Genomic DNA, 26,816 nt, shown 5'->3' with positions numbered 1-26,816 from the left:
GGCGGTGGCCATACCGGCCATAGCGTGTGAACAGCACTGGAGGATGCGAGAGGAGACCTTGCCATGTCTAGTCACGCTACGTCGGAGCCAGCGTCCGCACCGAGACTCGCTGGCGGCACGTGGCTTTCACGCGTGTTGCCGATGTGTGCGGCTGCCCTCACCATCGCCGGCGGACTGACCGCGTTACCTACCGCCTCGGCTAACGGCGGATGCATTCCCGGCGACATCGCCGGTGAAGTTCCGCGCCTGACGCGGCCCGGCGACAACGTCTGCGTGCCACCGAATGTCGCCCAGGAAGTGCAGAACGAGAACGCCGCCGCTGCGCAAGGCCAGGGCTATGCCGGCGGCGGCGCCTACGGGCCAAAGACGTGCGTCTCGGGCCTGGTGTGGCGGGAAGGATACGACGGCGACGCAGTGTGCGTCACCCCGCAGCGGCGGCAAGAAACGTGGCAGGAAAACGCCAATGCCGGCGTCGGAGCCACCGGCGGGCTGCAGCCGCAGACCAACTCGCCGGGGCCGGGCGAGCACACCGTCACCTATCAGGTCCTCGGCGGTGGTGATGTGTTCTCAGTCATCCCCGACCCAGGGACCCCGGTGTATCCGGCCAGCACGACCACATGGGTTTCCACGCCGTGGTCGCAGACGGTGCACGTGACCGGGAGCAAACTCCTTGCGTTGAACTACACCGACCACCACGGTACCCATGACTGTGCGATCCAGGTGGACGGCAAACCCGTCCCCCTCACCGAGCACAAGCCCGGCAGGTGCGCCTACCAAATGCCCTGAATTGACGGCGCTCCCGCAGTCCGCCGGCGTCATGGGTCTGACCAGGGCCAGAGGTCGATCGCGTGCGTCGGCAACGGCGCCGGTGCCGCATCAGCGCAGCAATGGGATGGTCGAGCATGCGCGATTTCTGATCGCCCGGCCGGACGCAACAGTTTCTACTGCGGTACTTGCGGTGCGATCTTTCGTGCCAGGTTGATGGCAGCCGAATTAGCCTGGTCAGGGATGCCCTTACACTTTCGGAGAATGCGAACCGCGGACTCACTCAGAACGGTGTCACGCTTTCATCGCTGACGGACATGCCGTGCCCGCTGCGGTCATTGGTGAACTTGGTGGCCTCTGAGTCTGCGACAATCGTCCAGCCCTGGGCGGTGTAGGTCCGGAAGTCGAGTGTGACGCGGCCCTCGAGCGCACCGAGATCAGCTTCGACCCAATTGAAGTCACCGTTGGCGTTGATGCTGGCAGTGTGGAAGTGCCTCCCACTGGGGCCGATTGGCCAGTTGTCCGCAGAGGTCTGGCAAGCAACCAGTTCGGTATTGATGGAGCAGCCGGTTGATCCCGACTTCGTTTGCACGCGCACATATCCGCGATCATTCGGCGTCAGCGACGTCGTGGGCGCCTGTGGTATAGACGTCGCGATCAGGTTGTAGGCCCCCGGGGTGCCTCCGTTCGGTTCGCGCCGGCTACCGGCATTGGTCTTCGCCTGCGCGATCACTGCCGCAACCTGATTGGATGCGCACGCCCCGTCGCCGGGTCGTGCGAGACGCGGGACAACGTCGTCGGGGCACCCGTCGTCCGCCGGCACCGGCGCAAGCAGTCCGAGAGCGATTGCGGCGACGGCTGTGACGATCGACAGAGCAGCGGCCAGCTTCGAAGTGGATGACATCATGCTTGGTATTCCTTTTTGCGGCTGACGAATGCGCCTTCGCGCTGTTCCGACCGCGCGCTTGATCCTTTCGCGCTCGGCAGCGATGCGCACACCTGTCAGCACGTGCGGACGCCTCTCGGGCGAACGGTCGCAGCGTTGTGAGATCCGACGCTATTGCGCAAGGACGCTTCGCCGCATCAGGGTTTTCACTACAGTTTCGGCGCCGCCACGCGCGCGGATAGTCTGCCTGCCACAGCGCAATGGCCGATCACCGCGCACCGGCCAGGCTCGCGATGGTGTTGACGCGCCGTACGGCCGTCGCGATCTCGTCGGCGAACTCGCGACGCCGCCGCGCGACATCCAGGTCTTCGAAGCCGTCCACCAGTTCGCGGTGCCGGGCCAGCCGCAGCGCCGTCTTGAACAACTCCATCGACCTGGACTCGGCGCTGGCCATCCTGCGCTGCAGCTCCCACTGCTTGCCGACCTCGAGGCATTCGGCGAGAAACGCGTCCTGGTCGAATGATTCGTCGTCGTAGGCGGCCAACCGGTCGGCGACGATGTGGTAGGCGTCCAGGAACGGCCGAAGCACCAGGTGCGCCAGCAGCAGGTCGGCCTTCTCCAGCAGGCCGCGGACGTCGGCCGCGCTGGCCGCCTTGCTGGTGTCCTCCACGTGCCCGATCAGGCGGACCTCGTCGGCGAGGTCCTTCTCGAACTGCGCGCGCGCCGAGAACAAGAACTCGAACTTCAGCAACTCGCGCAGGCTCAAGGCCTCGTCGCGCACGGTCGCCGGCAACACCAAGCCGTCGACGGAGTTTTCGGCGTCTTCCGTGGCCGCCAGCAGCGCCGTCTCGGCGATGGCGCGGTCGACCACGATGTGGATGGCGGTGTTGCGGTAGAACGCGGCGACCAAGTGCTGGTCTGCGCCGATGCCCCAGACCGGTTCGGTGCCGGCGTCGTAGACGCTGACCACGCCCGAGGCGACGAGCTGATGCAGCGTCCAGCGGATGGTCGAGCGGTTCGTCAGGTCGGCGGCACCGGCCACGCACCAGTTTCGGGCCGCGATGTAGCTCGCCAGCGGCCGCACGGTGGCCAGCACCTCGCTGATGGACAACGAGCGGTCGGCACCCAGCAGCGCGAGGCTCACCACCGCGGTGGGGGTGACCGGGGTGGCGCGGTTGATCCGGTGCTCGACATCCAGCGCGATGCGTTCGATCTCGGTGCCGGTTCCGGTCTCCTCGGCGCGCAGCTCCTCGAGGCGCTTGCGCAGCGGGAGCGGCTCGCCGAAGTCCAGGTAGGCGCGGCCGAGCCGCTCGCCCTGCTGTCGCGCCAGCCGGATCAGGAAGCGGAAGTCCTCGGGTCGCTTCGTCGCACCGTAGGCCTCGGTGGTCATCGCCTCCACCTCGTGCAGCTGGTCGTACACGATCGACGTGGGCACCAAATACACCTCGGGGCCGTCGATTTCGTCGACCGCGTCGCTGATGTAGCGCAGGATCCCGTACACCGGGGGCCGTAGCTTGCCGGTTCGGGTGCGGCCCCCTTCGATGGACCAGGTGAGGTTGGCGTGGTTCTGCACCAGCTGGGCGGCGTACGCGCGCAACACGAACCGGTATACGGGGATGTCTTTGGTCTGGCGCCGGATGAAGATCGTGCCCGTGCGTTTGGCCCACGTCCCCATCGGGAAGAAGTTCAAATTGGCGCCGCCGAAGGTGAGCGCCGGCGAGAGCCGGTTGGCCTGAATCACCTCCGGCAGCAGCAGGCCGTCCAGATATGAGCGATGCGAAAAGGCAAACGCCAGCGTCGCTTTGCGATCCAGTTTGCGCAGCTGCGCGATCTGGTCCTCGTCGACCAGCACGTCGTAGGCCCGCATCAGCCAGCGACTGAAGCCGCTCCAGGCCCTGACGGCCCGCTCGTCCAGCGAGGGCGCCATCTCCCGCAAGTAGGACGCGGCCTCGGCGCGCACGCTGGACAAGTCCCGCCCGAGCTCGTCGGCCAGCGCGCTCAGCCGCTCGTCGTACCACGGGGCGGCGAGCAGCTGGACCACCTCCGCCGTATCGGTAGCCAGCGGTGTCGTCGATTCCTCGACAATACCGGTGCGCTGCAGCAGTTTTCGCATCCCAAGCCGGCCTAGCTCGCGGGCGGTCGCGCCCGGTCCCCCGCTCATGCGGGCTGCACCGTCGCGGCCGCGGAAGGCTCGTGCACGTCCGGGTGCAACTCGGGCGCGTAGAGCTCCTCGACCTCGCTCGCGTACTTCGTCATGATCGGCTTGCGCTTGAGTTTCATGGTCAACGTGATCTCGTCTCCCCCGGGCTCCCAGAGCGACGGCAATATCCGGAAGCGCTTGATCTGTTCCACCCGCGACAGTTTGGCGTTGCCCTCGGCCACACCCGCGGAGACCCGGGCGATGACCTCCGGATGGGTCGCCAGGGCGGCGGGCGACGTGTCGGCGAGCCCCAGCTGGGCCGCGTACGGCCCGACCGATTCGGCGTCGAAGACCATCAGCGCGGCGTTGTACGGCCGCCCGTCGCCGATCGTGATCATCACGCCGATCATCGGGCACGCGGCCAGCACAGTGTTCTCGATGTTGGCCGGCGACATGTTCTTTCCGGCGGCGTTGATGATCAGCTCCTTCTTGCGGTCGACGATTCTCAGGTAGCCCTCGTCGTCGACGTCGATGATGTCGCCGGTGTGCAGCCAGCCGTCGGCGTCGATCGCCTCGGCGGTCTTGGCGGGTTCCTTGCGGTAGCCCTTCATCACCAGCGGGCCACGCACCAGGAATTCGCCGTCGTCGGCGACCCTGCCCTCCATCCCGGGAAGCAGCTTGCCGACGGTACCCAGGCGCGCGTCGCGGGGATGGCTGACGCTGGCGACGCAGCTCAGTTCCGACATCCCCCACACTTCGGCGATCGGGATGCCGATGCCGAGGAAGAACGCCAGCGTCTCCCTCGGGATGGGGGCCGCGCCCGATACCGCCCACCGCAGTTCGCCGAAGCCGAGCCGCTCGCGCAGCTTTGACAGCACCAACTCGTCGGCCCCGGCCCATTCGGCGGCCAACTCGTCGGACATCGGCTCGCCGGCCAGGAGGGCGGCGGCGCGCTTGGCGGCCACCGACATCGCCCACTGCAACGCCTGACGCTTGCCCTCGTCCGGTTCGGTGCTGACGGCGAATTCGATTCCGGCCTTGAGCTTTTCCCACACCCGCGGCACACCGCCCCAGACCGTGGGCCGCACGTCGGGCAGCGCGGCGGCGATGGCGCGGACATCGGAGACCACGGTGACCTGGGCACCGAACACTTCCAGGCCGTACAGACCCATCACCCGGTCGGCGATGTGCGCCGTCGGCAGGTACGACGTGACCCGGTCACCGAACCGGGAGGGGAGGACTGCATCGAGGGCATACGCCTCGAACAGCAGATGGGCGTGGGTCATCTCGACACCCTTGGGATTTCCGGTGGTTCCCGAGGTGTAGATGAGCGTGACGACGTCGTCGGGCCGCACCGCCCGCCAGGTCGCCTCGAAGTCGAAATCGGCCCGCGCGGCGGCATACACGTCGTCGACCGACATGGTGCCGGGCGGTGAACCGTCGATGCAGACGATGTGTTCGATGGGTGCACCGCTGGCGCGGATGCGGTCCACGTACTGCTCCTCGCAGATCGCGACCTTGGTGCCGGCGTTGTCGAACAGGTAGGTCAGCTGCTCGGCGGGCAGCGTGTTGTACACCGAAAACGAAGTGGCGCCGAGGTGTTGGGCGGCGATCTCGAAGGGGTAGAACTCGATGCGGTTGGCCATCATCAGCGACACCGTGTCGCCGCGTCCGACGCCCAGGCCCGCCAGACCTGCGGTGACCTTTCGCACCTGCGCCGCAAGCTCACTCCACGTCATCGTCTGCTTGTTGCCGGGGGTCCGGAGGGCGACGGCATCCGGATCGATCGACGCGGTGCGCTGGAACGCCTCACATAGGGTGGCCGGGCGCTCGGCTGTGGTCATATGTGTGAGCGTACGTGCGTGGGTTGTGGCGCGGAACACATCACGCGGGATCTTGGCGCCAGAGCTGCACCGTGCTCGTTATGCCCGAGGGCAGCTCGAGCAGTTCGATCGGCGTGCCGTCGGGGTCGTAGATGAAGAACATCCGCACGCCGCCGATATCGACGGGCGGTTGGGCCCGGACGTCGGGGTGTTCGCGCCGGACCGCGTCGAAGGTCGCGTCGAGGTCGTCGACCCGGAACGAGACGTTGGTGTAACCCAGGTGCGGGCCGCTGGGGCACTCGGGCACCGCGCCCAGCGACAGCAGCTCGACCATGACGGCGCCGATCAGCCCGCCGACCATCCGGCCGCGCTGCGCCGCCCCGCCGGTGACCGAGTCCAGCCCGGCACCGTCGAGTTCGACGTCGAAGACGACGTCCATGCCCAGCACCGCGGTGTAGAAGGCCAGGGACGCCTCGATGTCGGAGACGCCGATGCAAACATGGGAGAAGTTCTGCACGGCGATGGGTTGCGGCCGGGTCATGGCGCTCCTTTGCTCAGGCGGGCAACGCGGTATGAATCCCGCACGTACACGAGTCAATTGACGGGCACGTGCAGCGCATGCCCCACTCGATGACGGCGCGCGCCCGGGCCAGCGACTCCATTTGCGCGTCGATTTCGGCGAGCTTGGCCTCGGCCAGCGCGCGGCTGGCCGGCCGCCCCGGCGCATCATCGGCGAACAGCAGCTGGATCTCCTCCAGCGCGAAGCCGGCCGATTTGCAGAGCCGGATCACCTCGAGCCGGGCCAGCACCGAATCGTCGTAGCGGCGCTGCCCGCCCAGCCGCCCCGGCGGCGGCACCAACCCGATCTGCTCGTAGTACCGCAGCGTGGTCGCCGCCACCCCGGCTTGGCGGGCCACCTCGCCGATCGTCAGCCGTGCGGCCATCGGGCCTCCTCCAGCGCTTGACTTAGAGCCAACTCTAGGTCGTTGACTGGGGCCATGCACACACATTCCCTCGACAGCCTGGCCGCGGCGCGCTACGCGCTGCTGCGATCGTTCCGCCGCGACGGCACCGCCGTCGACACCCCGATCTGGTTCGGGCTGGACGGCGACGCCTTGGTGTTCCGCACCAAAGTGGGGCCCAAGACCAGGCGCCTGACCGCGCGCAACGACGTTGAACTCACCGCCTGCGACTATCGGGGCCGGGTCCGGCCGGGCGCCATGACGGTGGCAGGCCGGGCCACCATCCTTTCGGGCGTCGACGCCGAGCGGGCCAACCGCGTCCTGCGCGAACGGTACGGCTGGCAGTGGAACATCATGCCGCTGATCAAGGTTCCGGGCGTCACCAACGTCCACCAAGACCTCGGCGTGCACGAGAAGCTGAGCCGCGCGCGCGAGCGCGGCGTCTGGGCCGACAGCCTCATGGTCCGGGTGGACGTGCCATGACGCGCGCAACGGCATCCGATCCCGTCCGCTCCCCCACCCTGCGCCAATGCTGCTCCGCTGCAACCGGATTGGTCTGGGGCGCGGTGCGTCCGAAGCGACCCGACCAGCGGTTCCTGCGCAGCATCGCCGACGCGGGACTGCCCGAGTCGCGGCGCACCGTCACGGTGACCGCATTACCCCAGGTGCCGCGCTCGGTGCCGACCGCGGCGATCGTCGAGGGCACGTTCGCGCCGGCGCGCGTCGGGAACTCGATGACCTCGTTCATCGTCAGCCATGCGGACGCCACATTCATCGTCGATCCGGCCGTGTGCCGCGACGTCGAGCGCCGGGTGATCTCTCAACTACCCTCGGTGCTGCGCGTTGCGGTCCGTCCGCCCGCGGACACCGTGCCCACGATCACGGCCCTGACCCGGCTGTCCGAAGCGCCGCCATTGGATTTCGCCTTGCCGACTCACGCGCACTGGGACCACGTATCGGGTCTGCTGGACCTGCCGGACCTCCCGGTTCACCTGCACCGCATCGAGCGGAACTGGATCGGGTCCGGGCCCGTGGCGCCGGTCGGCGGTGTCCGCGATTCGCTGCGCGGACGGCCCGTCGTCGACTACGAGTTGGACGGTCCGCCGGTGCTGACCTTCACCCGAAGCCGCGATCTGTTCGGAGACCAGTCCGTGCTCCTGGTCGACCTGCCCGGGCACACTCCGGGCAGCGTGGGCGTGCTCGCCCACACCGGCCGCGGGTGGATCCTGATCGCCGGCGACGCGGCATGGCATGCGTTGCAGATCGAGAAGGTCCGCCAGAAGTCGGGCTATCCGGGCGTTCTGGTGGACGAGGATCGCGACGAAGCCTTCCGGACACTGCAGCGGCTGCACCTGGCGCGGCATGCGGTGACGATCATCCCCACCCACGACCACCAGGCCGCGCTGGGATTGACCGCCTAGCGCGCCGCGAGTGTGAAGCTAGCTTCACACTCGGACGCCAGTGTGCGGCTAGCTTCACGTTCGGCATGACGCTAGCTGCCCAGGCACCCCGGGCCGAGCAGCTCCTTGAGGTCGCCCATCAGCGCGGGCGAGGGCGTCACCCGCAGCGAGGCGTCCAGCTCCAACGTGGTGATCCGGTCCCCGCTGATGAGCCGCAGATGCACCTGGGAGGTGCCGGGGTGGCGCGCCAGCACCTGCTTGAGCGCGCTGACCTTGTCGATGGTGCACTGCCGGGTGGGCAGGCTGACCGCGATCGGCCGGTTCGGCTGGGCGTTGGAGAAGTCCGGCACCACAAGGTCGTTGGCGATCAGGCTGATCCGGTCGTCGCGGATGGCGACCTTGGCGTTGATCAGCACCACCGCGTCGTCGGCGATGTCGGCGCCGTAGGTGGAATAGGCGTGCGGGAAGAACATCACCTCGATGCCGCCGGTCAGGTCTTCGAGTTGGGCTGAGGCCCAGGGCATTCCGTTCTTGTTGACGCGGCGGTTGACCGACGCCAGGATCCCGCCCACCCGCACCTGGGCTTCGTTGGGGACATCGCCGTCCAGGATGGCGGGGATCTGGGTGTCCACCTGGCCGGCCAGCAGATGCGCCACGCCGTTGAGCGGATGCCCCGACACGTACAGGCCGAGCATCTCCCGCTCCAGGGCCAGCTTGTGTTTGTCCTCCCACTCGTCTTCGGGCACCTTGATGGTGAACACCGACTCGGTGCATCCGTCATCGCCGCCGAACAGGTCGAATTGCCCCATGGCTTCGGCCTTTTTGGTGCCCAGCACCGAATCGACGGCGTCGGTGTGCACCAGGAAGAGGCCCTTGCGGGCATGGCTGAGCGAGTCGAACGCGCCCGCCTTGATCAGCGACTCGGTGACCTTCTTGTTGCAGGCCGAGACGTCGATCTTGTTCAGGTAGTCCGAGAAGTCGGTGAACTTCCCCTTCTCGTTGCGGGTCTTGATCAACGAACCGACCACGTTGGCGCCGACGTTGCGCACCGCGCCCAGCCCGAACCGGATGTCCTGGCCGACCGAGGCGAAGTTCACCAGGGACTCGTTGACGTCCGGCGGCAGCACGGTGATGCCCAGCTTGCGGCAGTCGGCCAGGTAGACCGCGGCCTTGTCCTTGTCGTCGCCCACCGAGGTCAACAGGCCCGCCATGTATTCGGCCGGGTAGTTGGCCTTCAGGTAGGCGGTCCAGTAGGAGACCAGGCCGTAGCCGGCGGCGTGCGACTTGTTGAACGCATACCCGGCGAACGGAAGGATGGTGTCCCACAACGCTTTCACCGCGCGCTCGGAGAAGCCGTTGGCCGTCATGCCCTCGTAGAAGCCCTTGTACTCGGCCTCGAGCACCTCGAGCTTCTTCTTGCCCATCGCCTTGCGCAGCGCGTCGGCCTTACCCATCGTGTAGGAGGCGACCTTCTGGGCGATGGTCATGATCTGCTCTTGGTAGACGATCAGACCGTAAGTCTCCGACAGGATCTCGCGCAGCGGCTCCTCGAGCTCGGGGTGGATCGGCTTGATCGCCTGGCGCCCGTTCTTGCGGTCGGCGTAGTCGTTGTGGGCGTTCATGCCCATCGGACCCGGACGGTACAGCGCCAGCACGGCGACGATGTCGTTGAACTCGGTGGGCTGCATGCGGCGCAGCAGGTCGCGCATCGGCCCGCCGTCGAGCTGGAACACCCCCAGCGTGTCGCCGCGGCCCAACAGCTCGTAGGTGGGCTTGTCGTCGAGCGGGACCGATTCCAGGTCGAGGTCAATTCCCCTGTTCGCCTTGATGTTTTCCAGCGCGTCGCCGATGATCGTCAGGTTGCGCAGGCCCAGGAAATCCATCTTCAGCAGGCCGATGGCCTCACACGACGGGTAGTCCCAGCCGGTGATGATCGCGCCGTCCTGCGGCCGCTTCCACAGCGGGATGGCCTCGGTGAGCGGCTCGCTGCTCATGATCACCGCGCACGCGTGCACGCCCGCGTTGCGGATCAGACCCTCCAGGCCGCGCGCGGTCTGGTAGATGGTGCGGACGTCGGGGTCGGTTTCGATCAGGCTGCGCACCTCGGCGGCCTCCTTGTACCGCTCGTGCGCCGGATCGGTGATGCCCGAGAGCGGGATGTCCTTGGCCATGATCGGCGGCGGCAGCGCCTTGGTGATCCGGTCGGCGATGGCGAAGCCCGGCTGACCGTAGTGGATCCGCGCCGAATCCTTCAGCGCCGCTTTCGTTTTGATGGTACCGAAGGTGATGACCTGGGCGACGCGGTCCTGGCCCCACTTGTCGGCGGCGTAGCGCACCATCTCACCGCGACGACGGTCGTCGAAGTCGATGTCGATGTCCGGCGCCGACGGACGCTCGGGGTTGAGGAACCGCTCGAACAGCAGGCCGTGCGGGATCGGGTCGATGTTGGTGATGCCCAGCGCGTAGGCCACCAGCGAGCCGGCCGCCGAGCCACGACCCGGCCCCACCCGGATGTCGACCGACCGCGCGTAGTTGATCAGGTCGGCGACGATGAGGAAGTACGACGGGAAGCCCTTGTCGCAGATGACCTTGATCTCGTACTCGGCCCGGTCGATGTAGTCCTGGCCGACGCCGGATCCGAAACGCCGCCGCAGTCCCGCCATCACCTCGTGGTGCAGCCAGGAGGCCTGGTCGTGTCCCTCGGGCACGGGGAAGACCGGCATCCGGTCGCGCGGTGCCCACACGTCGTCATAGGGCTGCACCCGCTCGGCGATCAGCAGCGTCGAGTCGCATGCGCCGGGCACCTCGCCGTCCCAGATCTGGCGCATCTCGGCGGCAGACTTCAGGTAGTAGCCGTCGCCGTCGAACTTGAACCGGTTGGGATCCGACAGCGTCTTGCCGGTCTGCACGCACAACAGCGCCTCGTGGTTGTGGGCGGCGTCGCGGGTGACGTAATGGCAGTCGTTGGTGGCCAGCGGCGGGATGCCGAGTTTGCGGCCGATCTCGAGCAATCCCTCGCGGACGCGCTGCTCGATGGACAGCCCGTGGTCCATCAGCTCGAGAAAGTAGTTGTCGGCGCCGAAGATCTCGCGCCACTTCGCGGCCGACTCCAGCGCCTCGCGGTCGTGCCCCAGCCGCAGGCGGGTCTGCACCTCCCCCGACGGGCACCCGGTGGTGGCGATGATGCCCTCGGCGTGCTCGGCGATGAGCTCGGCGTCCATCCGCGACCACTTGCCCAGCTGGCCCTCGAACGAGGCCAGCGAGGAGAGCTTGAACAGGTTGCGCAGGCCGGCGGCGTTCTCGGCCACCATTGTCAGGTGGGTGTAGGAACCGCTGCCCGAGACGTCGTCGGACTTCTGGCCGGGGTCACCCCACTGGATGCGCCGGGTGTCGAAGCGCGAGCCCGGCGCGATGTAGGCCTCGACCCCGATGATCGGCTTGATCCCCGCCTTCGTCGCCGCGTTGTAGAACTCGCTGGCGCCGAACATGTTTCCGTGGTCGGTCATGCCGACCGCGGGCATCCCCAGCCGCTCCACCTCGGCGAGCATCGGGGTGATCTTCGCGGCCCCGTCCAGCATCGAGTACTCGGTGTGGTTATGCAGGTGCACGAAGGAGGACTGGTTCATAGAGGAGCCAGTGTATGACTGCGAACCGACACGAGTTGGGCGTGTCGCCGCGTGTGTCTGGCGTTTCTTGGACCCGGCTATCCGTACAACTCGACGAAGTTCTTCAACGACTTCTGCACGTCCCCTTTGACGGCCCGCGCGGCCGCCGACCCGACCGGCCCGAACAACGCCCGCCCGCCCAGCTCAAGGCGCAGGCCCAGCGTCGATCCCGCTTGGGCGGCCCGCACGGTGAGCGTGACGGCGTACTTGGCGCCGCCCTTGCCGGATCCGGAGAGCGCCACCTCGTGCGGCGGATCCCACGTCGTCACCGTCCACGTCACCCGGTTGCGGAAACCCTTGGCCCGGGCCACGCCCACCACCTGGACGCCCTCGCCGAGCTCCTCGGGCAGCTCGCTGCGCCACCCCTCGTGCATCACCAGCCAATCACCCAGGTCCGACAGGTCGGCGACGTGATCCCACATCTCTTGCGGGCTCATCGGCATATCGGCGGTCAGGTCAACAGCGGCCATGAGCGGAGCCTAGCGCGGCCGCTTCGTCACATCCGCCACTCCCGTCCCCACTCCGGGGGATGCGGCGTTGTGCCCGCCTCATAGCGACAATCCAAGACACCGTCCACCCGGTGGACGATTTGTCGCCATGAGGTGGGCAGATCGTCGGTCGTCCGGCGCAGGGGCGCGAGTGACGCGAGTGGCCGAAAACCGGCGTCGGTCAGCGGTTGGGTCCCCCGCGGAAGCGGTTACCGATCCGGATCCCGGGCAGCAGCAGGCTGCGCGGTGCGAATCTGCCGGCGGTGCTGACGACCTTGGGCACGACGCCGGGCACCACGGAGCGGCTGCCGGCCAGCATCCCGCCGATCGCCGCCTCGGCGACGTCGCGCGGCGAGACCTGCGCGAGGGGAATGCTGTACCGCTCGGCGTTGGCGATCTCGGCCCACTCGGTCGGCACCGGGCCGGGGCACAGACACGTCACCGATACCCCGGTGCCGTGCAGCTCCTCGTGCACGGCCTCGGAGAACGTCTGCACGAACGCCTTGGTCGCCGAATAGACCGCCATGTAGGGCACCGGCTGAAACCCGGCGATCGACGCGATGTTCATCACCGCGCCGGCGCCGCGCTCGACCATGCCGGGCAGGGCCGCGTGGGTGAGTTCCATCAACGCCAGCGCGTTGAGGGTGACCTCCTCGCTCTCGCGCTCTACCGGCAGCTCGTGGAAGACGCCGCTGGTGCCGAAACCCGCGCTGTTGCACAGGCCGGCGATCGGCTCGGCGCGCAACCGGTCCGCCAACTTCGCGCGGCCCTTGGGATCGCCGAGGTCCAGCGGCAGCACCTCGACCGCCACCGAGTACTCCCGGCCCACCTCGTTGGCGAGATCGTCGAGGCGTTCCCGGCGCCGCGCGACCAGCAGCAGCGGGAAGCCGCGGCGGGCCAGCCCGCGCGCCAGTTCGGAGCCGATGCCGGACGAGGCGCCGGTGATGACGACGGTGGTCTCAAGATCGGGTTTCGGAAGGCTCATGATGTCACCAATGTATCCCGCGGGTCGCCCGCACGAACGTCTCGCTGCGTTTATCGAATTGCGGTGAATCGCTTGGCGATTCGTCGCCTTTGGCGGCGTGGGAGTCGCCGAACATTGTGAACGCGCGGTTGCGCACCCGGTCCATCACCGCCGGGTTCACGGCGTCGGCGACGGCGGCGAATTGCCCGAACGGCGAGCTGGCCCGCCGCGGCCGGTGCACGATGGCGTCGGCGATCACCCCGGCCGCCTGGTCCGGCGTCAGCGCCGGGAACTTGTCGTAGAGCGTGGTCGGGCTGATCATCGGGGTGCGCACCAGGGCCATGTGCACGGTGGTGAACTTCACGCCGTCGTTGACGGTCTCGGCCTGCAGCGAATCGCACAGGCTGTCCAGCGCGGCCTTGCTGGCGATGTAGGCGCCGAAGCGCGGCGCGCGGGTCTGCACGCCGACCGAGGAGACGTTGATGATGTGCCCGAAGCCGCGCTCCCGCATGCCGGGGATGAATTTGAGGATGAGCTGGACCGCGCCCAGGTAGTTCAGCTGCATGGTGCGCTGATAGTCGTGGATCCGGTCGTAGGACAGCTCCAGTGATCGCCGGATCGACCGCCCCGCGTTGTTGATCAGGATGTCGACGCCCCCGAGATCGCTCAGCACCCGATCGGCCATCGCGGCGATCGCGTCCATGTCCGACAGGTCGCACGGATAGACGTGGGCGGCGCCGCCGTCACCGCGGACCTCGTCGGCCACTTTCTCCAGGTTTTCCCGGGTCCGCGCGACGAGCACGACCGTGCCCCCCGCTTCGGCGATCTTCTTCGCGGCGGCCTCGCCGATGCCCGACGACCCCCCGGTGATCAGGACGGTCTTGCCCCCGACGGCCTCGTCCAGCGTGCGGCCCTGCACGGCGTCCAGCAGATTCCTCAGATAGAACGGCCGGTAGCGCCCCGCGGAGTTGGGGGTGTTGACGATGTGGGACACCGCGGCGATCGGCTTCTCTACCAAGCTCGCGAGCGGCTTCTCGACCAAGCTCGTTAAGTCACCAAGGTTCATCGGTTTGCGCTCCTGATGATGTCGGCCCCCCGACCGCAACTGGCCCGCCCGCTGACCACGACCGCTTGGTGGGGCTGCGTGAATGATGTGACGTGAGTCATTAAGCCAACCTATGGCATCAGCCCCTCGCGTCGATGCAGATTTCGCGCATGTAAAGCGGCCCGCGCGCCTCACACGCGGCCGAGCGCAACCGTCAAAACGGGATAATCCGCTTGTTACGCAAAGACATCCGCGCGCGACCGCGAACTAACTGACGGGCAACGCCGAAATGTTCCAATCGAACTTATGAAAATGCTGGCACGCTTCCGCAAACCCCAGCCGGTCGCCATCTACGACCGGATCGGCGGACACGAGGCGATCGAAGTCGTGGTCGAGGACTTCTACGTTCGTGTGCTTGCCGACGACCAACTCGCAGGCTTTTTCACCGGCACCAACATGAACCGCCTCAAAGGCAAGCAGGTGGAGTTCTTCGCCGCCGCCCTCGGCGGCCCCGAGCCCTACACCGGCGCACCGATGAAGCAGGTGCATCAGGGCCGCGGCATCACGATGCACCACTTCAACCTGGTGGCTCGGCACCTGTCCGACGCGCTGGCCGCCGCCGGGGTCCCCTCCGGTACGGTCACCGAGATCATCGGCGCGATCGCGCCGCTGGCCCCCGAGATCGCGACGGGCGACACCGCGAAGGTCTAGCCGCGTTCGCCGAGATTGCCGTGGCGGCTGCGGCCGCGCCCGCCGCCGCGACCATGGCGGCAATCTCGGCGCGTCGTGCCCAACGCGCGCCGCGCACCGTGAGCGGTGCCTAGCATGCTCGGCATGGGCCACACGTTCGACGACCTGGTGGCGGAGGCCGACGCGGCCCCCGTCGACGGGTGGGATTTCTCCTGGCTGGACGGGCGCGCCACCGAGGAACGCCCGTCGTGGGGTTACCAGCGGCAGATGAGCCGCCGGCTGGCGAGCGCGTCGGCCGCGTGCGACATTGACACGGGCGGCGGCGAGGTCCTCGCGGGCGCCGAAAGGTTCCCGCCCACGATGGCCGCGACGGAGTCCTGGCCGCCCAACGCGGCCCTGGCAACCCAACGCCTACACCCCCGCGGCGTGGTGGTCGTGGTGACGGCTGACGAGCCGCGGCTGCCGTTCGCCGACGCGGCGTTCGACCTGGTGACCAGCCGCCACCCCATCGCGGTGCGATGGCCGGAGATCGCCCGGGTGCTGCGGCCCGGCGGCACCTACTTCGCCCAGCAGATCGGGCCCGCCACGATGGCCGAGCTGGTCGAATACTTCATCGGGCCGCAGCCGGAGAAATGGGCGGAGCTGCACCCCGACGTCCAGAACGCCCAGGCCCGGGCCGCCGGTATGGACGTCGTGGACATCCGCATGGAGCGGATGCGGGCCGAATTCTTCGACGTCGGGGCCGTTATCTACTTCCTGCGCAAGGTGATTTGGACGGTGCCGGACTTCACCGTCGACGCCTACCGCGAGCGGCTACGCGAACTGCACGAGCGCATCGAGGCAGACGGGCCGTTCGTCGCGCACTCCGTGCGGCTGCTCGTCGAGGCGCGCAAGCCCGGGTGATCAGCCCTCGTCGCGCAGCACGTCCAGCGCGTGCTGCAGATCGGCCGGGTAGGGGCTGACGATCTCCATCCGCCTGCCGTCCGCCGGATGGGCGAACGACAGCGAGCGGGCATGCAGCCATTGCCGTTCCAGCCCAAGCCTTTTCGCGAGTTTCGGATCCGCCCCATAGACGAGGTCACCGCAGCACGGATGGTGTAGCGCGGAGAAGTGCACCCGAATCTGGTGCGTGCGACCGGTTTCCAGGTGCACGTCGAGCAGGCTGGCGGCGGTGAAGGCTTCGATGGTGTCGTAGTGGGTGAGGCTGTGCCGGCCGTTCGTCGTGACCGCGAATTTCCACTCGCCGCCGCGGTGCCGTCCGATCGGCGCGTCGATCGTCCCGCTCGACGGGTCCGGATGCCCCTGCACCAGCGCGTGGTAGCGCTTGTCGACCGTGCGCTGTTTGAACGCGCGCTTCAGCACCGTGTAGGCACGCTCGGACAGCGCCACCACCATCACCCCGGAGGTGCCCACGTCGAGGCGGTGCACGATGCCCTGCCGCTCGGGCACCCCCGACGTGGTGATCCGGTAGCCCGCGGCGGCCAGCCCGCCGAGCACGGTCGGCCCCGTCCAGCCCACCGATGCGTGCGCGGCCACCGCCGCCGGCTTGTCGACCGCGACGATGTCGTCGTCGGAGTACAGGATCGTCATGCCCTCGATGTCGACGGGCGTGTTCTCCACCGGCGGTGGGGCATCGGGCAGGCGCACCTGCAGCCACGCCCCGCCGGTCAGCCGATCGGACTTGCCGGCCTGCACGCCGTCCAATTCGACACCGCCGCCCTCGGCCAGGGCCGCCGCGGCGCTGCGGGACAGTCCCAGCAGCCGGGCCAGCCCCGCGTCCACGCGCATGCCCGCCAGCCCCTCCGGGACCGGCATGGAACGGTCGGTCAACTCTGGTCGGCCTTACTCCGCCGGCCCACGGTGTCGAAGTCGTAGCCGAAGACCGAGAGCACCACCAGCAGGATGGCCCCGCCGACCACGGACGGGTCGGCGACGTTGAACACCGGCCACCAGCCGACCGACAAGAAGTCCACGACATGGCCGCGCAGCGGACCGGGCGCCCGGAAGAAGCGGTCGACCAGGTTGCCCGTGGCGCCGCCGAGGATCATCCCCAGCCCGACCGCCCACCAGGGTGACACCAGCCTGCGTCCCATCCAGAAGATCCCGACCACCACGCCCGTCGCGATCAGCGTGAGCACCCAGGTGTAACCGGTGGCCATCGAGAACGCGGCACCGGAATTGCGCACCAACGTCCAGGTCACCGTGTCGCCGATGATCGGCACCGGCTGACCGGGTGGCAGCAGTTTGACGGCGAGCACCTTGGTGACGATGTCCAGGGCCAAGACGATCGCCGCGACCGATAGCAGCAGGCGCAGCCGCCTCGGCGGCCGCGCCGGGTGGGTGGCCGCGGCGTCCTCGGCCTTCTCGGTCGAGGTCACGGGCTCACTGGATCCTGTGGGTTCCTCGGGCACTCTCACATCATCCCCCAATGCGCACGCGGGCCGGCCGATGTTCGCGGTTGGCGTGCGCGATGATCTCACCATGGGTCGGCTCACCGTCATCGCCACCGGAGGCACGATATCGACCGGCACCGACGCCGACGGCGTGCACCGGCCCTCCTACGGCGCGGCCGACCTGGCGGCGGGTCTCGACGTCGACGTCGTCGACGTGCTCGCGTTGGACAGCTCGCAACTGGTGCCGGCCGATTGGGACCGGATACGCGGCGCGGTCCGGGCGGCGATCGACAACGGCGCCGACGGCGTGGTGGTCACCCACGGCACCGACACCATGGAGGAGAGCGCGCTGTGGCTCGAGCTCACCTACGACGGTGACGTCCCGGTGGTGCTCACCGGAGCCATGCGCAGCGCCGACGCCCCTGACGCCGACGGCCCGGCCAACCTGCGCGCCGCCCTTGCCGTGGCGGGCAGCCCGGCCGCCCGTAGCCTGGGTGTGCTCGTGTGTTTCGCCGGCCGGGTGCTGCAGCCGCTGGGCCTGAGCAAGGTGGCGACCCACGACCTGAGCGGCTTCGCCGGTGAGCTGATCGCCACGGTCAACGGCGGCATCACCCTGGCCGGCCCCAAGACCCGGCCCCAGCTCGGCGATCTCAGCGCGGCGCAGGCGCCACGGGTCGACATCGTCGCCGCGTACCTGGGCAGCGACGGGGTGGCCATGGACGCGTGTGTGGCCGCCGGGGCGCGGGGCCTGGTGCTCGAGGCGCTGGGTTCGGGCAACGCGGGCGACCCGGTGGTCGACGCGGTGGCCCGGCATTGCCGGGCCGGGGTCGCCGTCGCGGTGTCCACCCGTGTCCCGGGCGGCCGCGTCGGTGCGAGCTACGGGCCGGGGCACGAGATGGCGGCCGCCGGCGCGGTGATGGTGCCCCGGCTGCGGCCGCCGCAGGCCCGGGTGCTGCTGATGGCCGCGCTGGCCGCACAGCTACCGGTCGGCGACGTCATCGCCCGCTGGGGCTGACGGCGCATTCGCGTCCAGGGCCTGCAGCGCGCCCAGGTAATCCGGCCAGTCCAGCGAATCCACCGGGTTGGCTTTGGTGAGCTCGGCGGTGCCGCCGGGGAACGTGCGGGCCGGGCCGGGGCCCGAGCTGCGGGTCTCGAACCGCACAGTGACGACGCCGTGGCCGGCGCCCTGCACCCAGCCGTGCCCGAGCTCGGGATGCGTGACGTCGTCCCCCACCCGCCACCCCGGGACCGCCTCGGGCCCCGGCGAGAACATGGCCTCGGCCGCCGTCGCCACAGTTTCCAGGGGGTGGTCCTCCGTCTCCCCCGCCAGGTCGAGGTCCGGGAACAACGACTCCTGGCGCACGTCGCTCAGCCCCGAGAACCCCACGCCCAGCAGGCGTATCGGCCCGATCTCGCGAGGGTCCAGCAGCAGCCGGCGGGCCACGGCGACCAGCGCGCCGGGCTCGGTCGTCGCATACGGCAAGGTGGCCGAACGGGTCAGCGTGCTCATGTCCGATTTCTTCAGTTTCACGGTGACGGTGCGGGCGCCCCGGCCGTCGCGCAGCAGACGTTGGTGCGCGTGCTCCGCGATCGGGTCGATCGCCTCACGCAGCTGCTCCAGGCTGGTCAGGTCGACGGCGAAGGTGGACTCGGAGCTGATCTGTTTGGCTTCGGCCCGCTCGGCGACGGGCCGGTCGTCGATGCCGAGCGCCAGGCGGTGCAGAGCCGGCCCGATCGTCGCGCCCAGGATGTTGGCGGCCTCGGCGTCGGTCAGCGCGGCCAGCTCGCCGATCGTCTCGATGCCGAGCCGATTCAGCTTCTCCTCGGCGACCGGCCCGATGCCCCACAGCCGCCGCACCGGCAACCCGCCCAGCAGCGACCGCTCTTCGGCCCGCCGGACCACCCGCACGCCGTCCGGCTTCGCCAGACCCGATGCGATCTTGGCGATCTGCTTTCCCGAGCCGGCTCCGACCGAGGCGATCAGGCCCGTCTCGTCGCGCACCCGTCGCCGCAGATCCTCGCAGAACGCCTCGACGTCCTCGGCGGACGCGCCCGCGAGGTGGGGCGGTTCGCCGAAGCCCTCGTCGAACGACAGCTGCTCGACGACCGGCACCACGGCGCGCACGGTGTCGAAGACCCGCCGGCTGGCCACGCCGTACACCACGCCCCGCGGCGGCAGCACCACCGCGGTCACCCCGATCAGGCGGCGGGCCTGGTGCATCGGCATGGCCGAGCGGGCCCCGTACACGCGGGCCTCGTAGCTGGCGCCGGCGACCACGCCCCGCCCGCCCAGGCCGCCGACCAGCACCGGCCGCCCCCGCAGGGTCGGCCGGGTGAGTTGTTCGACCGAGGCGAAGAACGCATCCATGTCCAGGTGCAGCACCCAACGGGACTCCACAACTGAAAATGCTATTGGTCTAGCGTCCTTCTGTATGGACGCCGACGGCACCGCGGCGGGCATGCCGTTCTGGGTCCATGCCCACCGCGCCCTGCGGTCGCGCACTAGCGGTTAGGGATGCTGCAGCGGCTGGGGGTGGATCGGCTGCGGGTGGATCGGCTGTTGCTGGACCGGCGGGTGGCAGGCGAAACACTGGATGGGCCCGTGGCCGCTGCCACCGCTCGGCGCGGGCTGGCCGCCGCCCTGCTGACTGCCACCGTGCTGGGGCGGCACCGGTACCGGAACGGGCACGGGCACTATCACCGGCGGGACGTTGACGGTCACATTGGGAGGGGGCGGCGGGACGTCCGGATTAGCCGGGGCCGCGGGCGCCGGGGCCGGTGCCGGTGCCGGCGCGATCACCACGGGCGCATGCCCACCGCTGACGGGTGCCGGCGAGACCTGCGCCGCGTCAGCAGGGGCGGCCGCCGACGGCGGGGCCGGCGAAAGGGGTGGCGGCGCAACCGCGCTGGGGGCCTGGGGCGTCACCGAGCCGACGCTGGAATTCGGCACCACGACGGCGGGCTTGTGCTCCTTGGAGCCCGGCCCGTCGACGAGCAGCAGGCCGAGCCCGGCGACCGCTCCGAGCGCCGCGACCACGGCCCCGGCGAGCAGGGCGTTCGTCCCCCTCGAGCGCGGCTTCGCGATCACGGTCGTGGCCGGAGAATCCTCAGACTCGACGGGTTGGACGAGGGAATCGTCCTCGATCGTGGGGTCGCCCAGCGGGCTCGACGCCCACGCCTCGGCGACGGTCAGATCCTCGTACGGGACGGCGGCGAAGGTCGTCGACCGGAAGTCTTCGATGGCGCTCATGACATGTTCCTTAACTGTGGTCGCGACCCCCGGTGGGCCGCCGTCACAGCTACGAGCAGCCAGCCCGGATACCTCGGACACTTTTTCGGAACATTTTTCGAAAACCCACGACCGGGTTCTGCGCCGCTAGGCCTTGGCGATGCTCACCCGCACGCCGTCACCGATGTCGGCGCCGTCGGCCGGTTCGCCCAATTCGAAGCTGGTGGCCAGGATCTCACCCGCGATCAGCTCGCGGTGGGTGCGCGCCCAGTCCGCCCGCTCGGCGGGCACCGACATCACGACGGAGATCCGGTCGGACACGTCCAGCCCGCTCGACTTCCGCAGCTCCTGCAGTTCGCGGATGCGGTCCTTGGCCCAGCCCTCGGCCTCCAGCTCCGGGGTGACGGTGCCGTCCAGCACCACCAGCCCGGCCCCGTCGGGCAGGGCGGCGGTGAACTCGGGGTCGGCGGCGACCAGCCGCGAGGTGTATTCCTCGGGCTGCAGCACCGCGGGACCCGCCGTCAGGGTGCCGTCGGGGTTGACGACGCCCTCCCCCGCCTTCACCGCCTTGATGGCGGCCTGCACGTCCTTGCCCAGCCGCGGCCCGGCGACGCGGGCGTTGACGGTGAGCTCGAACCGCCCGTAGGTGTCGATGGCGTCGGTCAGCTCGACGCTCTTGACGTTGAGCTCGTCGGCGATCAGGTCGGCGAACGGCGCCAGCCGCCGCGGATCATCGACCGCCACGGTCAGTTTCGGTAGCGGCAGGCGCACCCGCAGCTTCTTGGCCTTGCGCAGGGACGACGCCGCCGAGCACACCTCGCGGACCTGATCCATCGCGGCGACCAGGCCGGGGTCCGCGGGCACCACACCTTCTTCCGGCCAGTCGGCCAGGTGCACCGACCGCCCGCCGGTGAGACCGCGCCAGATGATCTCGGTGGCCGACGGCAGCAGCGGCGCGGCCAGCCGCGAGGTGACCTCGAGCACGGTGTGCAGGGTGTCGATGGCGTCGGGGTCCTCCTCCCAGAACCGCGAACGCGACCGTCGCACATACCAATTCGTCAATGCCTCGGTGAACTGGCGCAGGTGCTCGCAGGCGCGCGAGATGTCGCAGGTGTCCATCTCGCGGGTGAGGTTGTCGCGCAGCTCGGCGAGCTTGGCCAGGATGTAGCGGTCCAGCACCTGCCGCGAATCGGTGCGCCAGGAGCCGACTTTGGGCGCGTAGAGGGCCAGGAAGCTGTAGGCGTTCCACAACGGCAGCAGGACCTGGCGCACGCCCTCGCGGATGCCCTGCTCGGTGACGATCAGGTTGCCGCCCCGCAGGATCGGCGACGCCATCAAGAACCACCGCATGGCGTCGGAGCCGTCGCGGTCGAAGACCTCCGAGACGTCGGGGTAGTTGCGCAGCGATTTGCTCATCTTTTGCCCGTCCGAGCCCAGCACAATCCCGTGTGCGACACAGGTTTTGAAGGCCGGGCGGTCGAACAGCGCGGTGGCCAGCACGTGCAGGGTGTAGAACCAGCCGCGGGTCTGGCCGATGTACTCGACGATGAAGTCGCCGGGATAGTGGGTGTCGAACCACTCACCATTCTCGAACGGGTAGTGCACCTGCGCGTACGGCATGGAGCCCGAGTCGAACCACACGTCGAGCACGTCGGGGATGCGCCGCATGGTGCTGCGGCCGGTCGGGTCGTCGGGATTGGGGCGGGTGAGTTCGTCGATGTAGGGCCGGTGCAGGTTGGTCGGCCGCACCCCGAAGTCGCGCTCCAGCTCGTCGAGGCTGCCGTAGACGTCGATGCGCGGGTAGGCCGGGTCGTCGGACTTCCACACCGGAATCGGGCTGCCCCAGTAGCGGTTTCGCGAGATCGACCAGTCACGCGCGCCCTGCAGCCACTTGCCGAACTGGCCGTCCTTGACGTGTTCGGGGTACCAGGTGATCTGCTGGTTGAGCTCCACCATGCGGTCGCGGAAGGCGGTGACCGCGACGAACCACGACGACACCGCCCGGTAGATCAGCGGATTGCGGCACCTCCAGCAGTGCGGGTAGGGGTGCTCGTAGGTCTCGTGGCGCAGCAGCACCGCACCGTTGGCCGCAGCCGGGCCGCCGCCGTTCTTCAGGTCGCGGATGATGTGCGGGTTGGCGTCGAAGACGTGCTGCCCCTGGTAATCCGGCACCGTCGCGTCGAAACGCCCCTTGGAATCGACCGGGGTGACCGGCACGATGCCCACCTTGTCGGTGGTGGCCATGTCGTCCTCGCCGTAGGCCGGCGCCATGTGCACGATGCCGGTGCCGTCCTCGGTCGTGACGAACTCCCCCGGCAGCACCTGAAAAGCCTTGGGGCTGTCCATGAAATACGGGAAGGGCGGCAGGTAGCGCGTGCCCAGAAGATCGGCCCCGCGGTAGGTGCCCAGCACTTCGGGTTCGTCACCCAACTCGCGGGCGTAGGCGGCCAACCGGGCCTCGGCCAGCACGAAACGGTGCTCGCCGGCCCGGACCTCGACGTAGGTGACCTCCGGGTTGACCGCGACGGCCAGGTTCGACGGCAGGGTCCACGGCGTCGTCGTCCACACCAGCAGGTGCGCGCCGTCCAGCGCGCCCCCGACCACCTTGAATCCCACCGTCAGCGCGGGGTCTTGGCGGCTCTGGTAGACGTCGTCGTCCATCCGCAATTCGTGGTTGGACAGCGGGGTTTCGTCGCGCCAGCAGTACGGCAGGACGCGGTAGCCCTCGTAGGCCAGACCCTTGTCCCAGAGCTGCTTGAACGCCCAGATCACCGACTCCATGTAGGACAGGTCGAGCGTCTTGTAGTCGTTGTCGAAGTCGACCCAGCGGGCCTGGCGCGTGACATACGCCTGCCACTCGTCGGTGTAGCGCAGCACCGATTCGCGGCAGGCCTCGTTGAACGCGGCGATGCCCATGTCGTCGATCTGCGACTTGTCGGTGATGCCGAGCTGCCGCTCGACCTCGAGTTCGGCGGGCAGCCCGTGGGTGTCCCAGCCGAAACGGCGCTCGACCTTGTAGCCGCGCATGGTGCGGTACCGCGGGACGATGTCCTTCACGTAGCCGGTCAGCAGGTGCCCGTAGTGCGGCAGCCCGTTGGCGAACGGCGGTCCGTCGTAGAAGACGTATTCTTCGGCGCCGTCGCGGCGGGCGATGCTGGCCCGGAAGGTGTCGTCACGGGCCCAGTAGTCGAGGACCTCGAGTTCGAGGGCCGGAAAATCGGGTGCTCCGCTCGCCAGTTTGGGATAAGCCCTGGCGTCAGCGTTTTCGGTCACGGTGCGCGTCGTCTCCTGCGTGCCTATGGTCAGGCCGGGGACGACGACGCGCTGCCTGCGCGAGCGCCGCGGTACCACCCCGCTTGCCACGCTGTCGCGTGACCGCTCCTTGGAGGCTGTGACGGGCCCACCCGTTCGGTTCTACTGAGCTGGCCAGAGAAAGAAGCCGGCTGTTCTTCCGAAGGCTCCCCGGTGATGCCGGATCAACGCCAGTGGCTCGATTCTACTCAGGCGAAGCACTCCAAGGGGCTACCTGGCCTCAGGTCACACCTGCGGCCGGGTAGCCCCTTGGAGCCGTGGTTGGTCGCTGCCCATCGGATCAGGCCAGAACTTCGAGCACACCAACCCGCAGCAGCGCGGCGTACAGGTGGCGCAGCGGAATGCTCAGCAAGCGGGTGGCGCCCTCCACCAGCGGGTCGCCGGCGAAGACGGGCTGCTTGCCGGCCGGGCGGGCGGCCTTCTTGGCCACCGGGGCCGCGGTGGTCTCGACGTCGCGCACCACCCTCAACGTGCGGGCGGGCGCTACGGTCACCACTTCGTCGTACAGAGCTGTGGTCATGATGATCTCCTACGCGGGGTTCCTACCGGGACTAACTGGACTGACGTGTCGAAGTCCCGTCGCGGTTCCGATCCGGAGAACGCCTGGCCGATAAGCCACGTGGCGTTGCAACGACTCAGCTGAGAACGTCGTGCCGGAGACGGGATCGGGACGAGACGGAGCTCGGACTTCGATCCGGACTGTCGCTGGAACTCATGTGTCCCTCACCTCCTCGCGGTCACGACACGTGCGGGGTCCCGCACGCGATCTGCGCGCAGCATGAGGAGCAGAAAAACCGACGACCGTCGGAGATCCGCACCCCTCTCGTCAGAGCTTCGGCACCACACGACGTGTCCGGTATTCCGGAAGCCACCTGGGCTCAACCCTTAAGCCGGGAGGAGCTGTCCTGACCCGGGGCGTCTTTCGACGTTCGGGGTCAGTGGCCTGTATTCGTGTAGACGCCTCACCTAACGAGGTGCATACCCGACCGATAATGCACGACGGGTCCGACGGGGTCAAACTCCTCGAGGCGATGTTCCTGAATCTTTACGGTTTCCCGGGGCGGGCACACAGGATCCACCCAGGTATGGGCCATGAGCTGGGCGTATGACCACGCGCGGCTGGCGTGGACTGTTCATCTCGTGTTTGCCGAACCGCTGCGGGCCGTTCGGCCCCCGCGGGAGAACACCCGTTACTTCTCGACGAGGCCGTCGAGCCGCCCGATGGTGTCGATGAATTCCTCCACCATGTCGAGCACCACCGCGCGCGCGGGGCGAACCCGGTCGAGCGAGCCCACCACCTGGCCGACGAAGTAGGTGGCCAGCTCGCGGGCCTTGGCCCCCGGGTGCGCGGCCGCCTGGTTGATGCGCACCTGCGGCTCGGTGACCAGGGCGGTTTGCAACGGCATACCGAGTGGGTCGGGCTTCTCCGGCCGCTCCCATTCGTCGGTCCAGGCCGTGCGCAGCATCCGCGCCGGCTTGCCCGTCATCGACCGCGACCGCACCGTGTCCGAGGAGGTGGCGGCCAGGAACTTGTCCTTGACCACCGGCGGTGTCTCGGCTTCTTCGGTGGTCAGCCAGACCGAACCGCACCACACGCCTTCGGCGCCCAGGGCCAGGGCCGCCGCGATCTGGCGGCCGCGGGCGATGCCGCCCGCGGCCAGCACCGGGACGGGAGCGACCGCGTCGACCACCTCGGGAACCAGGACCATCGTGGCGACCTCGCCGGTGTGTCCCCCGGCCTCGGTGCCCTGCGCGACGATCAGGTCGACGCCGGCGGCCGCGTGGCGTTGCGCGTGGCGCGTGGTGCCGGCCAGCGCGGCCACCAGCACGCCGCGGCCGTGGGCGCGTTCGACGAGGTCCGCCGGGGGCGGCCCGAGCGCGCTGGCGATCAGCCGGATGTTGTGGGCGAAGGCCACCTCGAGCAGCGGTTCGTAGCCCTTGGGCGAGATGTTGAGGCCGCCGGCGGAGGGACGCTCCTGGGCCGGCGCGGTGATCCCGTAGCGGGCGAGGATGTCGTCGACGAACGCGCGGTGCTCCTCGGGCAGCCGCGCCCGGACCTGGGTGGCGTCGATGCCGCCTTCGTCCGCGCCGACGTACTTGGGCGGCAACAGCAGGTCGACGCCGTAGGGCTTGCCGCCCGTCTGCTCCTCGATCCAGGTGAGTTCGCTTTCCAGCCGTTGGGGGCTGTGGGCGACGGCGCCGAGAATGCCGAACCCGCCCGCGTTGGTCACCGCGGCCACCACGTCGCGGCAGTGGCTGAACGCGCAGATGGGGAACTCGACACCGAGCATGTCGGCGACTCTGGTACGCATTGCCCGACGCTAAAGAGCCACCGATTGATATGTCAATCGACGACGGCTTCCGACGGCGACCGGCCGTCGGGCGGCCAGCTGGACACGCCCTCTTCGAGCGGAACCCGGAGGCTGTGCAGGATGGACGCGACCATCCGCCAGGCGCCGATGGCGGTGACCAGCTCGATGAGAACCGTTGTGTCGCAGTTCAATTCACGTTCGCAGGCCGCCCAGCTGGCGTCGCTCACCGCGCCGTCGCGCACCACGTCGTCAGTGGCGGCCAGCACGGCCCGCTCGGTCGGGCCGAACCCGCGGTGCGCCTGCCAGTCGCGCACGCCGAGCAGGTCGTCGGGCGACACGCCCAGCCTCGACGCCACCCGCCAGTGTTGCGTCCACTCGTAGTCGCACGCGGTGAGCCAGCCGATCCGCATGATCACCAACTCACGCAACCGCGCGTCGAGTGCACCATGCCAGAGCATGGTGGCGAGCAGGTCGTTGATGGCGCGCGCCAGCGAAGGGTGGTTGAGCAGCACCTGGAAGATGCTCAGTTCGGCCATGTAGTTGGGCACCGCCGCCTCGTCGGCGGCCGCGGTGGCTTCCTCGAGCGGCAATTTCGGCACGCGGGCTGTTGTCATGGTGAGCGCTTTCGTGTGCTTGCGGGACACCGTCACGATCACCGGCCATGTTAGTCAGGCTGTGCTGCGACGTGGCCCGAATGCTCGGTATTTCGATCGATCCGCGTGAAATCCGTTGCGGCTCTGAG

General features: G+C 68.8%; 23 protein-coding genes and 1 riboswitch. Of the genes, 6 read left to right on the top strand and 17 right to left on the bottom strand.

All coding sequences use genetic code 11. From position 1 onward, the window contains the following. Positions 1-141 precede the first annotated feature (141 nt). Entirely contained in the window at positions 142-786 is a 645-nt protein-coding gene (locus G6N37_RS05125; RefSeq protein ID WP_163676813.1) for a hypothetical protein, read from the top strand. 262 nt (positions 787-1,048) lie between these two features. Here the strand turns inward: G6N37_RS05125 and G6N37_RS05120 are convergent, their stop codons facing one another. The 5 genes from G6N37_RS05120 to G6N37_RS05100 all read right to left on the bottom strand — a co-directional run bounded on the left by G6N37_RS05120 (position 1,049) and on the right by G6N37_RS05100 (position 6,558). Then, positions 1,049-1,774 carry a hypothetical protein gene (locus G6N37_RS05120; RefSeq protein ID WP_163676811.1) on the bottom strand — a complete coding sequence of 242 codons (726 nt, stop codon included), beginning with the start codon at positions 1,772-1,774 and terminating at the stop codon, positions 1,049-1,051. A gap of 145 nt (positions 1,775-1,919) precedes the next feature. Beyond that, entirely contained in the window at positions 1,920-3,812 is a 1,893-nt protein-coding gene (locus G6N37_RS05115) for a lysophospholipid acyltransferase (RefSeq protein WP_163676808.1), read from the bottom strand. Beyond that, positions 3,809-5,635, bottom strand: coding sequence for a fatty acid--CoA ligase FadD11 (gene fadD11 / locus G6N37_RS05110; RefSeq protein WP_163676805.1), 1,827 nt, complete (start codon positions 5,633-5,635; stop codon positions 3,809-3,811). The genes G6N37_RS05115 and fadD11 overlap by 4 nt, the downstream gene beginning before the upstream one ends. Before the next feature lie 40 nt (positions 5,636-5,675). Next, positions 5,676-6,155, bottom strand: a complete 480-nt coding sequence (locus tag G6N37_RS05105; RefSeq protein WP_163676802.1) for a VOC family protein — start codon at positions 6,153-6,155, stop codon at positions 5,676-5,678. Positions 6,156-6,168: 13 nt separating this feature from the next. Beyond that, the gene (locus tag G6N37_RS05100) at positions 6,169-6,558 is read right to left on the bottom strand and encodes a helix-turn-helix domain-containing protein (protein WP_163676790.1); all 390 of its coding nucleotides are present in this window, start codon (positions 6,556-6,558) and stop codon (positions 6,169-6,171) included. Positions 6,559-6,612: 54 nt separating this feature from the next. Here G6N37_RS05100 and G6N37_RS05095 point away from each other — a divergent pair, with 54 nt between their 5' ends. Together G6N37_RS05095 and G6N37_RS05090 are read left to right on the top strand one after the other, a co-directional pair. Next, on the top strand, positions 6,613-7,059 hold the full coding sequence (locus G6N37_RS05095; RefSeq protein ID WP_163676787.1) for a PPOX class F420-dependent oxidoreductase: 447 nt from the start codon (positions 6,613-6,615) through the stop codon (positions 7,057-7,059). After that, entirely contained in the window at positions 7,056-7,997 is a 942-nt protein-coding gene (locus tag G6N37_RS05090; protein WP_163676783.1) for an MBL fold metallo-hydrolase, read from the top strand. Before G6N37_RS05095 ends, G6N37_RS05090 begins: the two co-directional genes overlap by 4 nt. A gap of 71 nt (positions 7,998-8,068) precedes the next feature. On the opposite strand, the gene dnaE is transcribed toward G6N37_RS05090, so the two are convergent. The 4 genes from dnaE to G6N37_RS05070 all read right to left on the bottom strand — a co-directional run bounded on the left by dnaE (position 8,069) and on the right by G6N37_RS05070 (position 14,159). Further along, positions 8,069-11,602, bottom strand: coding sequence for a DNA polymerase III subunit alpha (gene dnaE, locus G6N37_RS05085; protein WP_163676780.1), 3,534 nt, complete (start codon positions 11,600-11,602; stop codon positions 8,069-8,071). 77 nt (positions 11,603-11,679) lie between these two features. Next, complete coding sequence (locus tag G6N37_RS05080; protein ID WP_163676776.1) at positions 11,680-12,111, bottom strand: type II toxin-antitoxin system Rv0910 family toxin; 432 nt, start codon at positions 12,109-12,111, stop codon at positions 11,680-11,682. Positions 12,112-12,310: 199 nt separating this feature from the next. Next, complete coding sequence (locus G6N37_RS05075; RefSeq protein ID WP_163676774.1) at positions 12,311-13,114, bottom strand: SDR family NAD(P)-dependent oxidoreductase; 804 nt, start codon at positions 13,112-13,114, stop codon at positions 12,311-12,313. Between the two features lie 4 nt (positions 13,115-13,118). Further along, positions 13,119-14,159, bottom strand: coding sequence for an SDR family NAD(P)-dependent oxidoreductase (locus tag G6N37_RS05070; protein ID WP_163676771.1), 1,041 nt, complete (start codon positions 14,157-14,159; stop codon positions 13,119-13,121). Between the two features lie 285 nt (positions 14,160-14,444). Between G6N37_RS05070 and G6N37_RS05065 the strand changes: the two genes are divergently transcribed. After that, a complete protein-coding gene (locus tag G6N37_RS05065) occupies positions 14,445-14,849 on the top strand; it encodes a group I truncated hemoglobin (protein WP_163676769.1) in 405 nt (134 codons plus the stop codon). 123 nt (positions 14,850-14,972) lie between these two features. After that, complete coding sequence (locus G6N37_RS05060) at positions 14,973-15,731, top strand: class I SAM-dependent methyltransferase (protein WP_163676765.1); 759 nt, start codon at positions 14,973-14,975, stop codon at positions 15,729-15,731. Here the strand turns inward: G6N37_RS05060 and G6N37_RS05055 are convergent, their stop codons facing one another. After that, positions 15,732-16,658, bottom strand: a complete 927-nt coding sequence (locus G6N37_RS05055) for an RluA family pseudouridine synthase (protein ID WP_163676763.1) — start codon at positions 16,656-16,658, stop codon at positions 15,732-15,734. After that, positions 16,655-17,239, bottom strand: coding sequence for a signal peptidase II (gene lspA / locus G6N37_RS05050; protein WP_163676760.1), 585 nt, complete (start codon positions 17,237-17,239; stop codon positions 16,655-16,657). Before lspA ends, G6N37_RS05055 begins: the two co-directional genes overlap by 4 nt. Before the next feature lie 70 nt (positions 17,240-17,309). On the opposite strand from lspA, the gene G6N37_RS05045 reads away from it, so the two are divergent. After that, positions 17,310-18,236 (top strand): asparaginase, encoded by a 927-nt coding sequence (locus tag G6N37_RS05045; RefSeq protein WP_163676758.1) that lies wholly within the window; start codon positions 17,310-17,312, stop codon positions 18,234-18,236. On the opposite strand, the gene G6N37_RS05040 is transcribed toward G6N37_RS05045, so the two are convergent. From G6N37_RS05040 to G6N37_RS05015, 6 genes are all read right to left on the bottom strand, one after another. Beyond that, entirely contained in the window at positions 18,201-19,619 is a 1,419-nt protein-coding gene (locus G6N37_RS05040; RefSeq protein WP_443677496.1) for a DNA polymerase IV, read from the bottom strand. The genes G6N37_RS05045 and G6N37_RS05040 overlap by 36 nt on opposite strands. 111 nt (positions 19,620-19,730) lie before the next feature. Next, the gene (locus tag G6N37_RS05035; protein ID WP_163676756.1) at positions 19,731-20,471 is read right to left on the bottom strand and encodes a hypothetical protein; all 741 of its coding nucleotides are present in this window, start codon (positions 20,469-20,471) and stop codon (positions 19,731-19,733) included. Between the two features lie 126 nt (positions 20,472-20,597). Continuing rightward, positions 20,598-23,723, bottom strand: a complete 3,126-nt coding sequence (gene ileS / locus G6N37_RS05030) for an isoleucine--tRNA ligase (RefSeq protein WP_163676754.1) — start codon at positions 23,721-23,723, stop codon at positions 20,598-20,600. Positions 23,724-24,042: 319 nt separating this feature from the next. Further along, positions 24,043-24,282, bottom strand: a complete 240-nt coding sequence (locus G6N37_RS05025) for an Rv1535 family protein (protein WP_163676752.1) — start codon at positions 24,280-24,282, stop codon at positions 24,043-24,045. Between the two features lie 291 nt (positions 24,283-24,573). Beyond that, a riboswitch (M-box (ykoK) riboswitch) is annotated at positions 24,574-24,743 on the bottom strand. A gap of 209 nt (positions 24,744-24,952) precedes the next feature. Next, complete coding sequence (locus G6N37_RS05020) at positions 24,953-26,074, bottom strand: NAD(P)H-dependent flavin oxidoreductase (RefSeq protein ID WP_163676750.1); 1,122 nt, start codon at positions 26,072-26,074, stop codon at positions 24,953-24,955. 32 nt (positions 26,075-26,106) lie between these two features. Continuing rightward, positions 26,107-26,688 (bottom strand): carboxymuconolactone decarboxylase family protein, encoded by a 582-nt coding sequence (locus tag G6N37_RS05015; RefSeq protein ID WP_163676748.1) that lies wholly within the window; start codon positions 26,686-26,688, stop codon positions 26,107-26,109. Positions 26,689-26,816: the final 128 nt, after the last annotated feature.

Source organism: Mycobacterium seoulense (genome assembly GCF_010731595.1).
GTDB classification, from domain to species: Bacteria; Actinomycetota; Actinomycetes; order Mycobacteriales; family Mycobacteriaceae; genus Mycobacterium; species Mycobacterium seoulense.
The sequence above is the reverse complement of the archived record's forward strand: the minus strand, read 5'-3'. Positions and strand labels throughout refer to the sequence as shown.